The organism is Sphingomonas sp. TREG-RG-20F-R18-01 (assembly GCF_022662475.1).
Lineage (GTDB): Bacteria > Pseudomonadota > Alphaproteobacteria > Sphingomonadales > Sphingomonadaceae > Sphingomonas.
The window spans coordinates 1,083,424-1,100,150 of the sequence record NZ_JAKNQQ010000001.1 but is presented as its reverse complement, the minus strand read 5'-3'; the positions used below and the strand labels follow the sequence as shown (position 1 = coordinate 1,100,150).

19 protein-coding genes are annotated in these 16,727 nt (G+C 63.0%); 17 read left to right on the top strand and 2 right to left on the bottom strand.

Going from position 1 to position 16,727, the window contains the following annotated elements:
- Positions 1-402: 402 nt before the first annotated feature.
- The 8 genes from L8K25_RS05470 to L8K25_RS05435 all read left to right on the top strand — a co-directional run bounded on the left by L8K25_RS05470 (position 403) and on the right by L8K25_RS05435 (position 4,713).
- Positions 403-597: a DNA/RNA non-specific endonuclease gene (locus L8K25_RS05470; protein WP_242137862.1), complete on the top strand. Its 195-nt coding sequence runs from the start codon at positions 403-405 to the stop codon at positions 595-597.
- A gap of 406 nt (positions 598-1,003) precedes the next feature.
- Entirely contained in the window at positions 1,004-1,216 is a 213-nt protein-coding gene (locus L8K25_RS05465; RefSeq protein ID WP_242137861.1) for a hypothetical protein, read from the top strand.
- A gap of 15 nt (positions 1,217-1,231) precedes the next feature.
- Positions 1,232-1,417 (top strand): hypothetical protein, encoded by a 186-nt coding sequence (locus L8K25_RS05460; RefSeq protein ID WP_242137860.1) that lies wholly within the window; start codon positions 1,232-1,234, stop codon positions 1,415-1,417.
- 96 nt (positions 1,418-1,513) lie between these two features.
- Positions 1,514-2,440, top strand: a complete 927-nt coding sequence (locus L8K25_RS05455) for an MBL fold metallo-hydrolase (RefSeq protein WP_242137859.1) — start codon at positions 1,514-1,516, stop codon at positions 2,438-2,440.
- Positions 2,440-2,883, top strand: a complete 444-nt coding sequence (locus L8K25_RS05450; protein WP_242137858.1) for a YeeE/YedE thiosulfate transporter family protein — start codon at positions 2,440-2,442, stop codon at positions 2,881-2,883. The genes L8K25_RS05455 and L8K25_RS05450 overlap by 1 nt, the downstream gene beginning before the upstream one ends.
- Positions 2,883-3,347, top strand: coding sequence for a DUF6691 family protein (locus L8K25_RS05445; protein ID WP_242137903.1), 465 nt, complete (start codon positions 2,883-2,885; stop codon positions 3,345-3,347). Before L8K25_RS05450 ends, L8K25_RS05445 begins: the two co-directional genes overlap by 1 nt.
- Positions 3,347-3,760, top strand: a complete 414-nt coding sequence (locus tag L8K25_RS05440; RefSeq protein ID WP_242137857.1) for a TIGR01244 family sulfur transferase — start codon at positions 3,347-3,349, stop codon at positions 3,758-3,760. Before L8K25_RS05445 ends, L8K25_RS05440 begins: the two co-directional genes overlap by 1 nt.
- A gap of 161 nt (positions 3,761-3,921) precedes the next feature.
- Positions 3,922-4,713, top strand: a complete 792-nt coding sequence (locus L8K25_RS05435) for a sulfite exporter TauE/SafE family protein (protein WP_242137856.1) — start codon at positions 3,922-3,924, stop codon at positions 4,711-4,713.
- Positions 4,714-4,836: 123 nt separating this feature from the next.
- Here the strand turns inward: L8K25_RS05435 and L8K25_RS05430 are convergent, their stop codons facing one another.
- Positions 4,837-5,409 (bottom strand): TetR/AcrR family transcriptional regulator, encoded by a 573-nt coding sequence (locus tag L8K25_RS05430; protein WP_242137855.1) that lies wholly within the window; start codon positions 5,407-5,409, stop codon positions 4,837-4,839.
- A 452-nt stretch (positions 5,410-5,861) separates the two neighbouring features.
- Between L8K25_RS05430 and L8K25_RS05425 the strand changes: the two genes are divergently transcribed.
- The 8 genes from L8K25_RS05425 to L8K25_RS05390 all read left to right on the top strand — a co-directional run bounded on the left by L8K25_RS05425 (position 5,862) and on the right by L8K25_RS05390 (position 13,176).
- Positions 5,862-6,608 carry an SDR family oxidoreductase gene (locus tag L8K25_RS05425; protein ID WP_242137854.1) on the top strand — a complete coding sequence of 249 codons (747 nt, stop codon included), beginning with the start codon at positions 5,862-5,864 and terminating at the stop codon, positions 6,606-6,608.
- Between the two features lie 82 nt (positions 6,609-6,690).
- On the top strand, positions 6,691-7,710 hold the full coding sequence (locus L8K25_RS05420) for an NAD(P)-dependent alcohol dehydrogenase (RefSeq protein WP_242137853.1): 1,020 nt from the start codon (positions 6,691-6,693) through the stop codon (positions 7,708-7,710).
- A 35-nt stretch (positions 7,711-7,745) separates the two neighbouring features.
- Positions 7,746-8,642 carry a haloalkane dehalogenase gene (locus tag L8K25_RS05415; protein ID WP_242137852.1) on the top strand — a complete coding sequence of 299 codons (897 nt, stop codon included), beginning with the start codon at positions 7,746-7,748 and terminating at the stop codon, positions 8,640-8,642.
- A 105-nt stretch (positions 8,643-8,747) separates the two neighbouring features.
- Positions 8,748-9,449, top strand: a complete 702-nt coding sequence (locus L8K25_RS05410) for an SDR family NAD(P)-dependent oxidoreductase (protein WP_242137851.1) — start codon at positions 8,748-8,750, stop codon at positions 9,447-9,449.
- 71 nt (positions 9,450-9,520) lie between these two features.
- Positions 9,521-10,063: a nuclear transport factor 2 family protein gene (locus tag L8K25_RS05405; RefSeq protein WP_242137850.1), complete on the top strand. Its 543-nt coding sequence runs from the start codon at positions 9,521-9,523 to the stop codon at positions 10,061-10,063.
- Between the two features lie 309 nt (positions 10,064-10,372).
- A complete protein-coding gene (locus L8K25_RS05400; RefSeq protein ID WP_242137849.1) occupies positions 10,373-11,176 on the top strand; it encodes an aldo/keto reductase in 804 nt (267 codons plus the stop codon).
- Between the two features lie 136 nt (positions 11,177-11,312).
- On the top strand, positions 11,313-12,218 hold the full coding sequence (locus L8K25_RS05395; protein WP_242137848.1) for a diacylglycerol kinase family protein: 906 nt from the start codon (positions 11,313-11,315) through the stop codon (positions 12,216-12,218).
- 139 nt (positions 12,219-12,357) lie between these two features.
- Positions 12,358-13,176, top strand: a complete 819-nt coding sequence (locus L8K25_RS05390) for a WGR domain-containing protein (protein ID WP_242137847.1) — start codon at positions 12,358-12,360, stop codon at positions 13,174-13,176.
- A 204-nt stretch (positions 13,177-13,380) separates the two neighbouring features.
- Here L8K25_RS05390 and L8K25_RS05385 read toward each other — a convergent pair whose 3' ends face one another.
- Complete coding sequence (locus L8K25_RS05385) at positions 13,381-15,573, bottom strand: xanthine dehydrogenase family protein molybdopterin-binding subunit (protein ID WP_242137846.1); 2,193 nt, start codon at positions 15,571-15,573, stop codon at positions 13,381-13,383.
- Between the two features lie 314 nt (positions 15,574-15,887).
- Here L8K25_RS05385 and L8K25_RS05380 point away from each other — a divergent pair, with 314 nt between their 5' ends.
- Positions 15,888-16,520 carry a peptidylprolyl isomerase gene (locus L8K25_RS05380; RefSeq protein ID WP_242137845.1) on the top strand — a complete coding sequence of 211 codons (633 nt, stop codon included), beginning with the start codon at positions 15,888-15,890 and terminating at the stop codon, positions 16,518-16,520.
- Positions 16,521-16,727 lie beyond the last annotated feature (207 nt).

Genomic DNA, 16,727 nt, shown 5'->3' with positions numbered 1-16,727 from the left:
GAAATTTCCCAATAATTCGAGTGCCCAGCTTTGCCCCCTCTGGGGCACCAGTCTTTAGACTACTCCAGCTATTGAAGCGGTACTGTCGCCACGCGACAAGCTGCACGCGTAGCGTTGGCCTGACTCTTTGCAAATGTAACCCAGATGTTCTCGCCGTAGAGATGGCGGGGGCGGCATGATCCAGATATCTGATACCGAGCGACGACCGTTTTTTCGGCTTGATGACGGACTGGGGAATGGCCGACCGTCGCGCCTTCCGGCGACGTGGACGTCAAATCCAACCCTTGACAGGATGCGGTAGACGCACGCTTTGCGTTCGCGGGTTCGGGGCGCTGTTACTGGCGAAGCGGGGAATGGGGCTTCTGGTAGCGGAAGGGGCGGCAGCGGCGGCAGGCCCATGCCATGATGCATCGCGACGTTCGGAACGGTTACCAATATCAGGTCGATGACCAGGGACGAACGCGCAACATTTCCGGTGCACCTCTACTGGTCGGCAAGCCGGTGCGGTCCCGCGCGGAGCAGGCGCAGCCGGGTGGTGTCGAGCGGCAGCCTTCGGTTGATGGCGGTCACGATATCGCTGTTAGGTTCAGTGGGTGAACCGGGCGTTCAATCCCTTCGCGCAGAACGCCGATTCTAATCGCGGCGACTATCACGTGCGTGAAAATGAATGGGCAAGGGGCAAGCGCACCGGGCGAACCGTGACGGTAAGGAGTGTTCCGCCGTTCGGTGGCGGATCGGTGCGCCAACTGTGATCGATGTGGGGTGAACGGTCGATGGCAATAGAAAAAGCACGAAATTTCACAAATCACGACCGGAGAGAAATCGTGAAAATGATGAAAGCTATGCTTTACTCAACGAGATCGGTAAATTACTGACGACGGATCGCGATTATACAGTCAAACTCACGACTCATCTACGAATAGCTCCATGACGATATGTCGGAGAATCCATATTCAAGGAACTGGAGAATCAGGCCCTGTATCGTTGGGCGATAAACAGGCGATTGCCTGACGCGTTGCTTGAACTGTGGGAAGCGCAGGAAGGCGATGAACAGTGGCTGGCGCCGGAGTATCTGTATCACGACCGCAGGTTTGAGGTCGTGCATATCTACCCTGAAGAGATTGATCCCAAAGAGATGTTGCGGAGTGCCGTGCGCGTGCGGTTCATCGGCGTTTTGGGGAGAGGCCGAGTGTTTGTCCCCTTTGGCTACCCGTAATCGAGGGGCTGGATCATGCTCTATAGGGTATCCGGTTGCTGCAAGCTCGGCGTGAAGACGTATCAAGGTGGGGGCAGTCCGAGCTCCGGAACGGGTGAACTTGCCCGCCGCGTGGGGATCACCGCCGAGAATGACATCCGTCGGGACGGGGGCAAGACTTATGCCCGCGAGTTGATGCAGGCCGCCGCTGCTCAAGCCTGAACAGCGCTGTTCAGGGCGTTCGCAGCCGTGGCCCGCAACTGAACCGGCCGAACTATTCTGCGCGTGCGATTTTCAACCGAGAAAGGCGACAATCCCGTGTCAGATCCCCATCTCTCCCAAGCGTCAGCGTTAATCGGCAGCGTCAAAGCAGGCCGGGGGGCTGCGCCGATCATCAAGAGTTTCTTCGACGAGCCCACCAACACAGCCTCCTACGTCGTCCATGATCCGGCGACCCGGTCGGCCGCCATCATCGATAGCGTGCTGGACTTCGACGTCGCGTCGGGACGGATCTCCCATAAGGCCGCTGACAAAATCATTTCCTACGTAAAGGCCGAGGACCTCACCGTAGGCTGGGTTCTGGAGACTCATGCACACGCGGATCACCTGACCGCGGGCCCCTATTTGAAGGCGGAACTTGGCGGTCAGTTGGCGATTGGCCGCGACATCATCCACGTCCAAAATGTCTTTGGCAAAATCTTCAACGCCGGGACCGAGTTCGCGCGCGACGGGTCCGAGTTCGATCGGCTGTTCGAGGATGGCGACAAGTTCGCGATCGGGGATCTCCAGGCCATCGCCCTGCATGTCCCCGGGCACACGCCTGCCGATATGGCCTATGTCATCGGTGACGCGGTGTTCACCGGGGACACGTTGTTCATGCCGGATTATGGCACCGCGCGGGCCGACTTCCCCGGCGGCGACTCTCGCCAGCTTTTCCGTTCCATCCGAAGGCTGTTGAGCCTGCCGTCCGAGACGCGGCTCTTCCTCTGTCACGACTATAAGGCTGTCGGGCGCGAGCAGTTCGTCTGGGAGACAACGGTCGGTTCGCAACGGTCGAGCAATGTCCACGTCCATGAGGGCGTCGCCGAGGATGACTTTGTCGCGATGCGCAACGCGCGCGACGCGACCTTGAGCATGCCGAAGCTGATCATTCCGTCGATTCAGGTGAACATGCGCGGCGGCCATCTACCCGAGCCCGAGTCGAACGGCGGCCGCTACCTCAAGATCCCGCTGGACGCGCTGTGATGACGGACGCCGGCTTAACAGCGATGCCCTTGCAGGGGCTCATCGGCGGCGTGATGATCGGGCTGGCGTCGGCCCTCATGCTCGTGGCGCTCGGCCGGGTCGCGGGCATCAGTGGTCTGGCGGCCCGGGCGTCTGGAATTGCCGTCGGTGGCGCGCCGTGGTCCTGGGCGATGGCCTTTGTCGTGGGATTGCCGCTTGGTGCGGCGGTCATTGCCGCTGTTCTCGGACCGGTTCAGACGCACTTTTCCAACAGTCCGGCGATCCTGATCGCCGGTGGCCTTGTGGTCGGCTTTGGCACGCGTCTCGGTAACGGATGCACCAGCGGCCACGGGGTCTCTGGGATGTCCCGATGGTCGCTCCGCTCGATCGCGGCGACCGCAACCTTTACGGCCGCCGGCATAGCCGCCGTAGCGCTGATGCATCTGATGGGCGTCGCGGTATGATCCGGAATGTTCTCATCGCTCTGTTGGCGGGTGCGCTGTTCGGCGCTGGCCTCGCCATTTCTGGTATGCTCGATCCCGCGCGCATTCGCGGCTTCCTCGATGTTTTCGGCCACTGGGACCCAACCCTGGCTTTCGTCATGGCTGGAGCAGTAGGTGTCATGGCGGCGGCGTGGATGCTGACGGCGAGGATGCAAAAACCCATCTACGTGGAGGCCCTTTCACTGCCTCCGACAGGTCGGATCGACGCCCGTCTGATCATCGGTTCGGCAATCTTTGGCGTCGGCTGGGGCCTGTCCGGCCTATGCCCTGGCCCGGCGATCGCCAACCTCGCACTCAACCCGCGCTCCGCGCTGATCTTCATCGGCCCGATGCTGCTTGGAATGGCGATCCAGCGAATTGCCTTTCAGCCCGGGCAAATCTCCACCTTCATCGGAAAACTTTCCGCTCAAACTGGGAAACAGTGATGACCTTCAAGCGCCTTTCAGCGTCGTTTTCGGCTTCGCCGCAACTTTCTGCAGCCGATGTCGCTTCGGCTGCCGAGGCCGGGTTCCACACGATCATTGACTATCGCCCTGACGCTGAAGATGCCGGCCAGCCGAGCGCTTCGGACATGGAAGCGATTGCTCAGCGCCATGGCCTGGCCTTCGTCCATATCCCCGTCACCACCGCCAGCGCTATCGACGAGAGTGATATTGCCCGGATGCGCGCCGCACTGACGAACTCAGAGGGGCCGGTTCTGGGATATTGCAGATCGGGAACGCGGGCAGCGATGATGTGGGCTCTTTCCCAAGTCGGCGAGGCGCCGCCCGAAGCGCTCCTGAAAGCGGGCGCTGACGCTGGCTATGACCTCAGCGCCATCAAATCGCGGCTCGCCTGACCCACTTCAATGATTGGCAGGAGGTCGGCGATGGCAAAGTTTACACCCAGCCGGGTCGCTTGGTTTACCGAAGCGACGATGCTGCCGACCCTTTCTCGAGGCGCGATCCTCACGGGGCACGAAGCGCTGGCCCAACCCCGCCAATCGGACGGTGCTGCGGGATGATTTTAGAACCTCTTCAATACGGGCTTGGCGCGCTTTCGGGCTCGCTGGTGGGCTTCACCCTTGGTCTGGTGGGTGGCGGCGGTTCGATCTTGGCTGTGCCGCTGATGCTCTATGTCGTCGGCGTTCGGGATCCTCACGTTGCGATCGGCACCAGCGCCCTGGCCGTGGCTGCTAACGCCGCGATCGGGACGATCAATCACGCTCGCAGCGGAACGGTGAAGTGGCGCTGCGCCCTGATGTACGCCGGTGCAGGGATTGCCGGGGCTGTCGTGGGATCAACGGCTGGCAAGGCGTTCGACGGCCAGAAACTCCTGTTCCTGTTTGCCGTCGTGATGGTGGTGGTGGGCGTTCTGATGCTTCGTGACCGGCGCGCGATGGGCGACGCAGGCGCCGAATGCGCGCGCGAAAATGCACCCAAGGTTGTGGGCTTCGGTCTGGGAACCGGGGTTTTCTCGGGCTTCTTCGGGATCGGCGGAGGCTTTTTGATCGTCCCCGGCCTCGTCGCCTCCACCGGCATGCCGATCATCAATGCCATCGGGTCGTCGCTTGTGGCTGTGACCGCTTTTGGGCTTACGACCGCGTTCAACTACGCCCTGTCCGGCTTTGTGGACTGGCCATTGGCCTTCGTCTTCATCGGCGGCGGCATTGTCGGGAGTTTGCTAGGGACCAGGATCGCCAGGCGGCTTTCGGGGACCGCCGGCCTGCTGACCACCGTCTTTGCCGTCCTGATTTTCGTCGTTGCCGCTTACATGCTCTGGAAAAGCGCCGCTGCTTTCACAGCGCTCTAGCTGATTGATCGGTCAATCGAATTCGGAGTGCGCCTTCCCGCGCCAGGCGTTGCGTGCACGGTCTGGAATGGGCGCTCGTTCCGTCGTCAATCTGGGCGCGAGCGACGTCCTGCCCCTCGAGCGCTAAAGCTCGAGCTCGATCGGGGCATGCCTTGGCGGGAGGACCAGGTCTGCCGCGTCCTCGGCATCTCTAAGAAGCGTCTTGCGGGGCGCGCCCATTTGCGCGCGCATCGTCAGGCCGCGTGCGATGTCCATGACCTGGCTGGCGCGAGCGGATGCGGGAAAGTCGGACGGTAGCTCGCCGGCGCTGATGCCGTCGCGAAAGCGCCGTTCGATTTGCGCCACAATGGCAGCGGAGACGTCCTGCACGAACTGTCGGACCTCTGCATCGGTCACGAGCGGCGCGACACAGCCGAGCAGGCACCCCGGTGCTGTTCCTTCCTCCGTCGCATTTTCCACGGCGTTCCTCAAAAAGCCGGTGAGCGACGCATGAAGAGACTGCGGCGAGAAAAGCGCTTTCGCGCCAAGCGCGCCGTACTTCTCCGCATAGGACCTGAGCGCGCGCAGGAAGATCGTCCGCTTGTCCCCGAAGATCGAATAGAGGCTCGGTCGTCCGACCCCCATCCCTTCGACGAGATCGTCGATCGTGACGCCGTCATAACCCTTCGACCGAAAGATCTGGATGGCGTTGTCCACCGCCTGCCCCTCATCGAAGCTGCGCGGCCGACCGCGCGATCTGGTGGCGTTCTGTACCATTGGGTTCACATATCCTTGAGCATCGTCGATCGCTCATTATGTAACCAAACAGTTGGCAATTATCAAGGCGGCGATAGACCCAGGCCATCCGGCCCGACCGTGCCTCCCGCTTCATAGCGGTCCACGAAGCAACCAATCGAGTCCGCCGCCGATGCCCACACCATAGATTTGACCGATGGGACACGGTTTCCTGACGCGGGCAGACCACGGCGCGGTGGTCGTCCCACCATGATTCAGAACGCGATGCCGAAGCCATCTGGTCGCTCACGAACCCAAAAGACAATAAATGAATGGATAGTTCGAAAAGACCTTGACCGTACGACGGCCCATATTTACATACGAAATAGTTCGAAACTAACCAGACGCCGCCGGCGCCGAAAAGGAGACTTCGCATGGCTCGCTACGACGGTAAGAAGGTCGTCATCATCGGCGGCACCAGCGGCATAGGGCTCACCACCGCGAAGATGCTCGTCGACGAAGGCGCACGCGTTCTCGCGACGGGTCGCTCGCAAGGCGGGCTCGATTCGGCGCAGCGCGAGCTTGGCGAAGGCGCTCTGGTCGTTTCGAGCGATGCCGGGTCCCTGACGGATATCGACGCCCTCGCGGAACGGGCCAAGGCCGAGTTCGACACGTTCGACCTGCTCTTCGTCAATGCAGGCATCGGGCTCTTTGCGCCTTTCGAGCGCACCACCGAGGCCATGTATGACGACGTGTTCAAGGTGAATACGAAGGGATCGTTCTTCGCGGTCCAGAAGCTCGCGCCGTTGATCAACCGGGGCGGATCGGTCGTCCTCACGACCGCGATTTCGAACGTCAAGGGAATGCCGATGCTGGCCGCTTCTGGGGCCACCAAGGCAGCGCTACGATCTTTCGCTCGAACATTCGCAGTCGAACTGGCTCCTCAGGGGATACGCGTCAACGCGGTGTCGCCGGGTCCGACCGACACGCCAAGCTGGGGCAAGTCGTTTCCCGACGCGGAAACGGTAGCCCACATCACGGCGCAGATGAGCGACGCCAATCCGATGAAGCGCATGGGGACATCCGAGGAAGTCGCCAAGGCCGTCCTCTTTCTCGCGTTCGACGCGACCTACACGACCGGCGCCGAGCTTCCGGTCGACGGCGGTCAGTCGCAACTCTGAAACGGCACCCCCGTCCGAGGCCCGCCCAGACGGATTGGGCGTCCTCATTGCAAAACGACCAACGCTAGAAAGGAATGATAAGATGAAAGCCTTCAACATTATCGAAGCTGGCAAAGGGCCTGAGAGCTGGACGCTGGTCGATGTTCCGGAACCTGCGCCCGGCCCCGGCGAAGTCTTGATCAGGGTCAGAGCCGTTTCATTGAACACGCGAGACCTGATGGTCGCCAGTGGGTATTTCCCAATTCCCCCAAAAGCGAACGTGATCCCGGTTTCTGATGGAGCGGGCGAGATCGTTGCAGTGGGTGCGGGTGTGACGCGCTGGACCGTCGGCGACCGCGTTTTCGGTTCCTACTATCAGGATTGGCCGTACGGGCAATTTCCCGCCGATGCAGAGCTTCGTGGCTTGGGCGGCCCGATTGACGGCATGCTGGCTGACCTCGTGACGCTCCCGGAATCCGGGGTCGTTCGCGTCCCGGATCACCTCAGCTACGAAGAGGCATCGACTCTTCCGGTTGCCGCGCTGACCGCCTGGAACGCGGTGATGGAGTCCGGCCCCCGCATGGCCCCCGGGGCGACGGTGCTGACGCTGGGAACCGGCGGCGTTTCGCTGTTCGCGATCCAATTCGCCTTGGCCAGCGGATTTCGCGTGATCGCGACGACCTCCAGCCGGGAAAAGGCGGAGCGCCTCCGATCGTTGGGCGTCTCCGACGTCATCAACTATAAAGAAACGCCGGACTGGGAGCAGGAAGTCCTGCGACTGACCAACGGCCAGGGCGTCGATCAGGTTATCGAAGTCGGTGGAACCGGCACGCTGCCGAAGTCTCTCCAGGCCGTCCGGTCCGGTGGGCTCGTGAACCTGATCGGACTTCTTACCGGATACAACGATCCGATCGATACCTCACCAATTCTCTTCAGGAAGATCCGGCTTCACGGATCTGGTGTCGGGCCCGTTCAAATGGCGGAATCGATGGCGCGCACGATCGCTGCGCTACAGCTCAAGCCCATCATCGCCGAGGTCTTCGGGTTCGAGCAGGCGAAGGACGCTTTGGCGAAGCTCCAGGACTCAGCGACCTTCGGAAAGATTGTCATTCGGCTCGACTGATCGACGCCGAGAACCGCTCAAGCTCAAAGGACACGATGATGAAACTGACTGATGCCCCCTTCGCCGAGAAGAAGTTCATGACCGTCAACGGTCAGCGCATCGCGTATATCGACGAGGGCGAAGGCGATGCCATCGTCTTTTCGCACGGCAATCCGACCTCGTCCTATCTCTGGCGCAACATCATGCCGGCGGTTAAGGGCATGGGACGGCTGATCGCCGCCGATCTGGTCGGCCAGGGAGATTCGGACAAGCTCCCGAATTCCGGGCCGGGCAGCTACAGCTTCGCCGAACAGCGCAGCTACCTCCATGCCTTGTGGGACAAGCTCGATCTGGGCGACAAGATCATCTTCGTCATCCACGACTGGGGTTCGGCGCTTGCCTTCGACTATGCGAGCAAGCATTCCGATCGGGTCCAGGGCATTGCCTATATGGAATCGATCGTGATGCCGCTCGAATGGGCCGACTTCGGCGAAAACGTCCTTCCGGCGTTCCAGGCCCTGCGTTCCCCCGCCGGCGACAATATGGTCCTGCAGGACAATATCTTCGTCGAGCAGTTGCTTCTGGGCATGGGCCGGCCGCTTTCCGATGCCGCGAAGACCGAGTATCGCCGGCCGTTCCTGAACCCGGGCGAAGATCGCCGGCCTACCCTGACCTGGCCGCGCCAGCTTCCCATCGCGGGCGAGCCGGCCGACGTGGTCGAAGCCGTCAGTGCCTACTCGCGGTGGTTGTCGACGACCCCCGTACCGAAGCTCTACTTCCACGCCACTCCGGGCGTCATCGACCAAAACCCCAACCAGGTCGCGTTCGTCCGGACCTTCGCCAATCAGGAAGAAATTCAGGTGAAGGGTGATCACTTTATCCCTGAAGACGATCCTGAAACCGTTGCTCCAAACGTCGCCGCGTTTGTTCGTCGACTGCGTGGGATTGCCTGATCTCACGACAGGTTGAAGAGGCTTTGCAGAGTTCGAGAGGTGCCGGTTGGCATGACGTACTCCGAACCCTGCAATTGCTGCGTTCGGATCACTAAGGAGAATGCCATGTCCGACTTTCCCTATCGCACTGCCCTGATTATCGGCGCCGGGCCGGGCATCAGCGCTTCGCTCGCACGCCGCTTGTCGAAGCTCGGCGTGCAAGTCGGTCTCGCCGCTCGCGATATCGAAAAACTGAAGCCGCTTGCGGACGAGATTGCGGCTTCGGCCTTCGTCGTGGACGCTTCGCAACCCGACCAGATGGCCAAGCTCTTCCTCGATATGGAAAGTCAGATCGGGACGCCCGATGTCGTGATCTATAACGCCAGCGCGCGCGTCCCCGGCCCGCTGGCAAGCGTCGATCCCGCCGCGGTCCAGCAAGCAATCGCGGTCAGCGCGTTCGGCGCCTTTCTGGCTGCCCAGCAGGCTGCCATGCGCATGGAGCCGAACGGGCACGGCGCGATCTTCTTTACCGGCGCGAGTGCTGGCACCAAGGGTTTCGCGCAATCGGCGGCATTCGCGATCGGCAAGTTCGGAATGCGCGGGCTCGCCCAGAGCGCGGCACGAGAGCTCGGCCCCAAGGGCATACACGTCGCGCATTTCATCATCGACGGAGGCGTCCGCTCGTCGTCTCGACCGGTTCCGAGCGGTCAGCCCGACAGCCTGCTCGACCCCGACGCGATCGCGCAGACATATATCGACGTCCTTGCCCAGCCGAGAAACGCCTGGTCGCACGAAGTCGACCTTCGCCCGTGGACCGAACGTTTCTAGGTGCGCACCAGCATCAATCGGATCGCTGACCAGCGCTCGACCATATTCCAAACCTAGGAAACCTTACAGGCATGTCCGCACCCATCCGCACCTGGCAGCAATTTTGCAGAGGCTTAAGCTCTGTCGCGATCGTCCTCGCGTTCTCCGCGTCCGCACGCGCGTCGGAGCACGCTCCAACCTACGTCGGCACCCACATAACAACGCAAGAGGACCGCCAAGCCATCTTGGATGTGCTCAGCACCTACACGCGAGCCGTCAATGCCGGCGACGAAGCCCTGTTCGAATCACAACTGCTCGACCAGCAAATTCGGTTCTTCGGCTTCGGCGGCACGCTCAGTCCGTCGTTCGAGCCGCGCTTGGCGAGCGTGCAAGATTACGCCAGCTTCAAGCGGGGGTTTCCAAAGAGCGGTCAGGGGGTCAATCAGCGGTTCTACAACATCCATATCGAACAGGACGGCAACTTGGCCCACGCCTCGCTGAACTTCGAGAATGCCCCGGTTGGCGACAGCGGCGGGGCCGAAGGCTGGAAGACGATCCAGCTGCTCAAGGTGGCCGGTCACTGGAAAATCGTTAGCGAGTTCTACACTGTTTATGACACGAAGGCTCTCAAGTGATCATAAGCGCTGTTTGACAATTCTAGAGGTAAGGGGGCGCCTAACCGGGACCCCTAAGGGTTCGCCCACGATCACCGCTTCTGGCCGAACCCGTCGTTCAGGGAGCCGAACCTGAATGACGGCTTCGTCCCACGTCTTGCCGTTCTAGGACCGGCTGTCGAGGCCTCGAGCGAACACGAATGGATGTCCGAAGTCGGGAGCGCGAAAAGACGGCTAAAGGTGGGTTTTGGGGAGCCTTTAACACCGCGCATACAGCAGTGCGATATCGGCAGGAGCGGAACCGGCTTGAGGCGCGATGGTTCGAAGACCATGGCTAACCTCACCCTCAACGACGACCGCTCGATGCCGCAACTCGGTATGGGCACTTGGCAGATCAAGAACGTCGCTGCGGCGACGATCGTACGAACGGGTCTCGATGTCGGCTTCCGACTGGTCGATACCGCAGCCGCCTATGACAATGAGATGGGTGTTGGAGACGGGATCAAGGGCGACGACGTCTGGATCACGACCAAGCTGTGGAATACGCGGCACGGCGACGCGGTCGCGGCGCTCGATGAAAGTTTGGCGCTTCTCGGGGTCGAAGCGGTGGACCTGTATCTGATGCACTGGCCGGTGCCGACTGAAGACCGCTACGTCGAGGCTTGGCAGGCGATGGTGGGATTGCGCGACGCGGGCAAGGCGCTGTCGATCGGCGTGTGCAACTTCCTGCCTGAGCATCTTGAGCGGATCGTCGAAGCGACGGGCGTCGTTCCGGCGGTCAACCAGATCGAGCTGCATCCCGGCTTCCAGCAACGCGAAGCGCGGTCTTATCATGAAGCGCACAAGATCGTGACGCAGAGCTGGAGCCCGCTCGGCCAAGGCAAGGACTTGCTTACACGCGCGCCCATCGTCCGGGTCGCCGACAAGCATGGGCGCAGCCCTGTACAGGTGGTAATTGCCTGGCATCTCGCGCACGGTTTGGCCGTCATTCCCAAGGCAAGCGACTTGGAGCACCTGTCGGACAATTTCGCAGCGCTGGATTTGATCCTGGACGAGGAGGACATGGCAGCTATCGACGCGCTCGACTCGCCGGTTGGACGGCTGGGACCGGACCCACGCAGCTTCGGCGGCTAGCGTTTGTAACGAACGTAGCTGTCTAGGTTAGGCCACCAAAAGTGTAGGCCCGACGTTGGAGCGATTTTGACTCGTCAGCAGAGAGCTGACGTCGTCGCGTCCAAACCTGCACGACGAAAGGCGAAACTTCAGCGCGATGTACCTCGGATCCACGACCGGAACGCAGCTCGACGGCACGCCGCAGGCAACGATCAGCATCGTACAGCTATTCAGCAATCCACACGCCGGTTGGATCGCGCGCCGGCGCGTGGCCGCCTTGCGACGCAGGTTCATGGTTGAGGGTATAACCGTTCTCAACGGCGACCACGGGTCCAAGCCTCTTATGATCGACAGACGCGCGCAGCATATCTGTTGTGCTGGCGGGGATGGAACACTGCGTCACGTTCTTGCCGCGCTTATTGAATCGGGCCGCGAAATCTCCGTCAGCGTCTATCCGAACGGAACCGTCAACCTCGTAGCGAGAGAGATTGGATATTCGATCGCCCCGGCGGCATTCGTACAGCGTGTGCTGAAGGGTGATCACCGGGGGTATCATCATGTCGGTCTTATTGGCGACGTTCCGATGGCAAGTTGCGCATCCGTCGGTCCTGACAGCTACGCGGTCGCTGCCGTCTCCCTCGCCCTGAAGCGGCTCATCGGCAGGGCGGCATATATCGTTGCCGTCTGCGGGTTCTTGATCCGCTGGCCCCGTGTAAAGATCACGCTGAAGAATGCCGAACGGGAATTGGTGTGTGAAGCAGTCTATGTCGCAAAAGGACGCTACTTTGCCGGTTCGTGGTCGCTCGCCCCAACAGCGAGTATGCGCTCGCAGACCTTCGAAGTGATCGCCTTGCAAAATGCTTCAAGACGGACCTTTTTCCGGCTTTGTTGGTCGATGTTGCGAAGACTTCCGGTCGGAGAAATTCCCGGCGTGGAACAGTTTAATTGCACCGAATTGGAAATAACAAGCGAAGAGCCTGCCCCCCTGCAGTCGGATGGCGATATCGTTGGCTATCTGCCGCTTCGGCTAGCGCTGCGGCTCGCGCCGATTGAGTTCTCCTAGTCGAGGGCGCGACGTGATCCTGCTCAGCATTTGTTATGCGCCCGACGCCAACGGGCGGATGGCGATGAATTTCGGCCCGATCAACCAGCGCGGCGGCGAGAAGCGCCTCAACGTCATCTTCAGCCGGGCGCGGCATCACATGGCGGTGGTGTCGACCATCCGGGCGGAGGCGATCACCAACACCCACAATGATGGCGCACGCGCGCTGCGTACTTTCCTGTCCTTTGCCGAGGCGCAGTCGCGCGGCGATGCCGCGCATGGCCAGGCGGTGCTCGCGACGCTCAACCCGGAAGCCCAGCGCGTATTTGCCCGCGCGGCGCCCGCCGACGCGCTGCGCGATGCGATTGCCGGTGCACTGAGGGAACGCGGCCACCAGATCCATGCGGATGTCGGCAGTGCCAGCTTCCGTTGCGATCTCGCCATTTTGACATCGCGCGGCGACGGGTACGCGCTCGGCATCCTTCTCGATGCCCGCGACGCCGCCACTGTTGCCGACCGCTATGTCTTCCAGCCCACGATCCTGCGCGCGTTCGGCTGGAAGGTGATCGACGTGCCCGCACAGAGCTGGTTGCGTGATCCGGGCGCGGTGATCGCGCAGATCGAGGCGGCGCTCTACCGCGATCCCGCCGATGTGGACGATGATCCGTTCGCAGGGGCAACGATGCCGGCCCCGGTCGTTAGCGTGCCCAAGTCCAAGGAGCCGAAGGAGCCCAAGCCGCAAGCCAAGGCCGAGCCGCTGTCGACCTGGCCAGAGTTTAGCGAATTCCGCTTCCAGCAAGGGGCCTCCGATAAATTCTGGAAGATTGCTGTCACTGGGCTGGATGTGACCGTCGTCTTCGGCCGGATGGGTACCAAGGGAAGCACGGTGCTCAAAACCTTCGATACGCCCGAACGTGCCAAGCGCGAAGCGGCCAAGCTTATCGCCGAAAAGGTTCGGAAGGGGTATGTCGAGGTATAGTGGGGATGGCGCAAGCATCAGGCCACGTTGCAGCAATTGGCTCCAAATCGGTGTAGTGACGTCGTACATCATACCGGTGTTCTTGACGGAATGTCAGGCACCAACGGCGGGCAGCGCCGCAATGGGGACACGGCGTGGGAAAAGGGGGAACAGGACAGGGGAGGCGAAAGGCGGATTACGGGGCAGTGAAGTGCGGTGAGGCGCTTACCCCAGCGCTGCCTCGGGTCTGATCGGCAAGTCGCGGATGCGCGCGCCGGTGGCGTTGAAGACCGCGTTGGCAACCGCTGCGGCGACGCCGATGATGCCGATCTCGCCCAGCCCCTTGACGGCCTGCGGGTTCACTGCCGGGTCGTCATCGGGCACCATGATGACCGTCTGACCCGCGATATCGGCAAAGGTCGGAACCAGATATTCACCGAGGTCGCGGTTCATATAGACGCCGGTGCGCGGGTCGATCTCGGTCCGTTCGAACAGCGCCGAGCTCAGTCCCCAGGCCATGCCGCCCAGATACTGGTTCCGCGCGGTCATCGGGTTCAGCACCCGCCCGGCGGCGAAGGCGCCCACATGGCGTGGCACCCGAACCTCGCCCGTTGCGGCATGCACCCGAACCTCGACCATGTGCGCGCCGAACGTCCAGGCGAGCTTGTCGGCGGAGCCCGGCAGCAACTTGATGTGTCCCGCCCGCAAATCGTCCAGCGCGGCGGGCGTCGCGCCGGCTGGCAGGTAATCGAAACGGACGTCGCGCGCGCCCTCCGGCATGCGCAACAGCGCTTCGCATGCCTCCGCCAAGGCGTTGGCCAGGCTGGTGGTCGTAGCGGACCCGCCCGAGATACCGGCCGGCGGCAGTGCCGTGTCGCCGAGGGCCACCGTTACCCGATCGAGCGGCACGCCGAGGCGCTCGGACGCGAGCGTCGCGAGCAGCGTGTAGAGGCCGTTGCCGATTTCGTGGTGCGCGGCCTCGACGCGGACCGCCCCGGTCGCATCCTGGGCGACATGGATGACCGCTGGGCCGATCTTGACGGGGCGCGCTGCCGCCGCGCAGCCGTGGCCGACCCACCAGCCATTCCGCAAGGTCGCGCGCGGTTGCGGTCGGCGGTCGGACCAGCCGAAAGCCGGTGCCGCCGCATCGAAGCAGCGAATCAGCGCGCGCGTCGTGAACGACTTGCCGGTGACCGGATCGACCATCGTGTCGTTGCGGCGGCGCAGCTCGATCGGGTCCAGCGCGAGCGCATGCGCCAGTTCGTCCATCGCGCTTTCCAGGGCGAACAGGAACGGTACCTCGGGCGGCGCGCGCATCGGACCGGGCGTGTTGCGGTCCACCCTTCCGAGCCGCTCCTCGCCCGCGACCGTGACCGCTGCATAGAGCGCCGTGGACACGTCCGTGCCTTCCATCGCGAAAGCGTCGAAGCGCGAGCTCGCCGTGGCGGCGTCGTGTCCGACTCCCAGCAAGCGACCGTCGGGTGTCGCACCCAGGCGGATGCGATGGCTGGTTTCCGTCCGATGGTTCGCGACGGTGAACTGGTCGCGGCGGCTGACCGCGAGCCGGACGGGCCGGCCCAGTCGCCGTGCGGCAAGCGCGCAGATGGCGGTATGTTGCGATAGCGCGAGCTTGCCGCCGAAGTGTCCGCCGATGAAACGGGAGATGATACGGACCTGTTCCGGCGCGATACCGAGCTGGGACGCGAGACCGTGCTGCGCCGCGCCGAGGTATCGGGTCGGCTCGTACACCGTCAGCTGGTCGCCGTCCCAGCGGCACGTCGTGCTCGGTAACTCGATCGGATTGTGGTGCTGGATGGGCGTCGTGTAGCGGCTGTCGACCCGCACCGCGGCGTTGGCGATGGCCGCGTCCAGGTCGCCCTTGCGGCGATCCTGGTGCGCAGCGCTGACGTCGGCCAGGCGCGCGGTTTCACAGCGCGGATCGAACAGCGTGGCGACCGGCGACTGCCCCGCGTAGCCGATCCGGAGCGCCGCCGCCGCCGCCGCGGCGACCGCGGACGTTTCGGCCACGACCATTGCAACGATCTGCCCGGCATAGCGAATGTCGGGTGAAGCGAGCGGACGCCAGCTGCTGTTCGCCCATCCGCCTTCCATGAGATGATCGACCGGACCGATGGCGTCGCCGACGTCCTCGTGGGTCAGGATCATCAGTACGCCTGGCATAGCCTCCGCCACGTCCCGTCCGATCCAGGTCACGCGACCACGCGCGATGGCGCTCACTGCCAGCGCCGCATGCGCCATGCCCGGCAGCGACACGTCGCCCGGATATTCGGCCAGCCCGCAGACCTTCAGCGGCCCGTCGATACGGGTATGGGACTGGCCGACCCGGGCAACGTTCGTATCATCCTGTTCCCGCACGCCGAACGCGGCTGGCGGCCTGGCTTCCGTCGACATCGGCATTCCGGCACCCCAGCATCGTGAAAGGGTCTAACGCACGATGACGAAAGACGGCCCGCGAACGAGGCTGGCCCATATCCTGCGAGCCAGCCCTGACGCCAGGATCCGCGATCGACCGCCCGGGTGGCTGACGCTGTCGGGCTAGCCGTCGTTGACCGGATAGGTAACGAGGCTACTGTGACGTCTAGATCGCTGGAGCCTGCTCCGCGTCGACACGTCCGTGGCGCAAGCCGTCCGGCTGCACGCCGCCGCACCCATCGTCGGCGGATATCGGATGGGGGGATGCACGACATGTTCGCTGGATCGAAAGGAATGGAATGAATGTCTGTCTATCCGCTCTGTTGCTGGTGCTTGCCTTCCCCGCCGTAGCGCAAGGGCCGGTGGCGCCGACGCTTCCGGTTGCGACGCCGGCCCCGTCTTTGCCGCGCGTCGTGCTGGAAACGGGCGCAGGACGGATCGTGATCGAACTGGAGACGGGGAAAGCGCCGATCACTGCCGCCAATTTCCTCAAGTACGTCGACCAGAAGAAGCTCGACGGGACGGAATTCTACCGCGCGGTGAAAGCCGCCGATCACTTCGGTTTCGTGCAGTTCGGCGCCAATGGTGCGCGCCAGCGCCTGCTTCCGCCGATCGCGCACGAGGCGACGACGCAGACGGGCCTCCACCACACCGATGGAGAGATCTCGCTTGCCCGCCTGGCGCCCGGGACGGGTCGCAGCGAGTTCACCATCAGCGTTGGAGACCAGACCCGCTCGCTCGACGCCGGGCAGGGGCAGCCTGCCGACAATCTGGGCTATGCCGCGTTCGGCCATGTCGTGGAGGGCATGGACGTCGTCGTCGGCATCATGGATGCGCCAGCATCCCCGACGGCGACCCAGCGCGGGGCGTTCAGGGGCGAGGTGCCGGTGGCGCCCGTCAAAATCCTGACCGCCCGGCGGGCAGCGCCGTGAACGCGATGGGGATAGCCACCTGGGCTCACGCCGTGCCATGTGGGGCACCCCGGCGGCGCTCGGGCAGGCGGATCAACCGTCCGTCTGGCGGGTAACGGGCGGCGATGACGGTGTTGGTACGTGCACCCGTCGGGGCAGCCGGCCCGGAATTGCCGTTGCTGCGGCGCGTGGCGCGGAGGATGGCAATGGGACCGGTCCGCACAGACG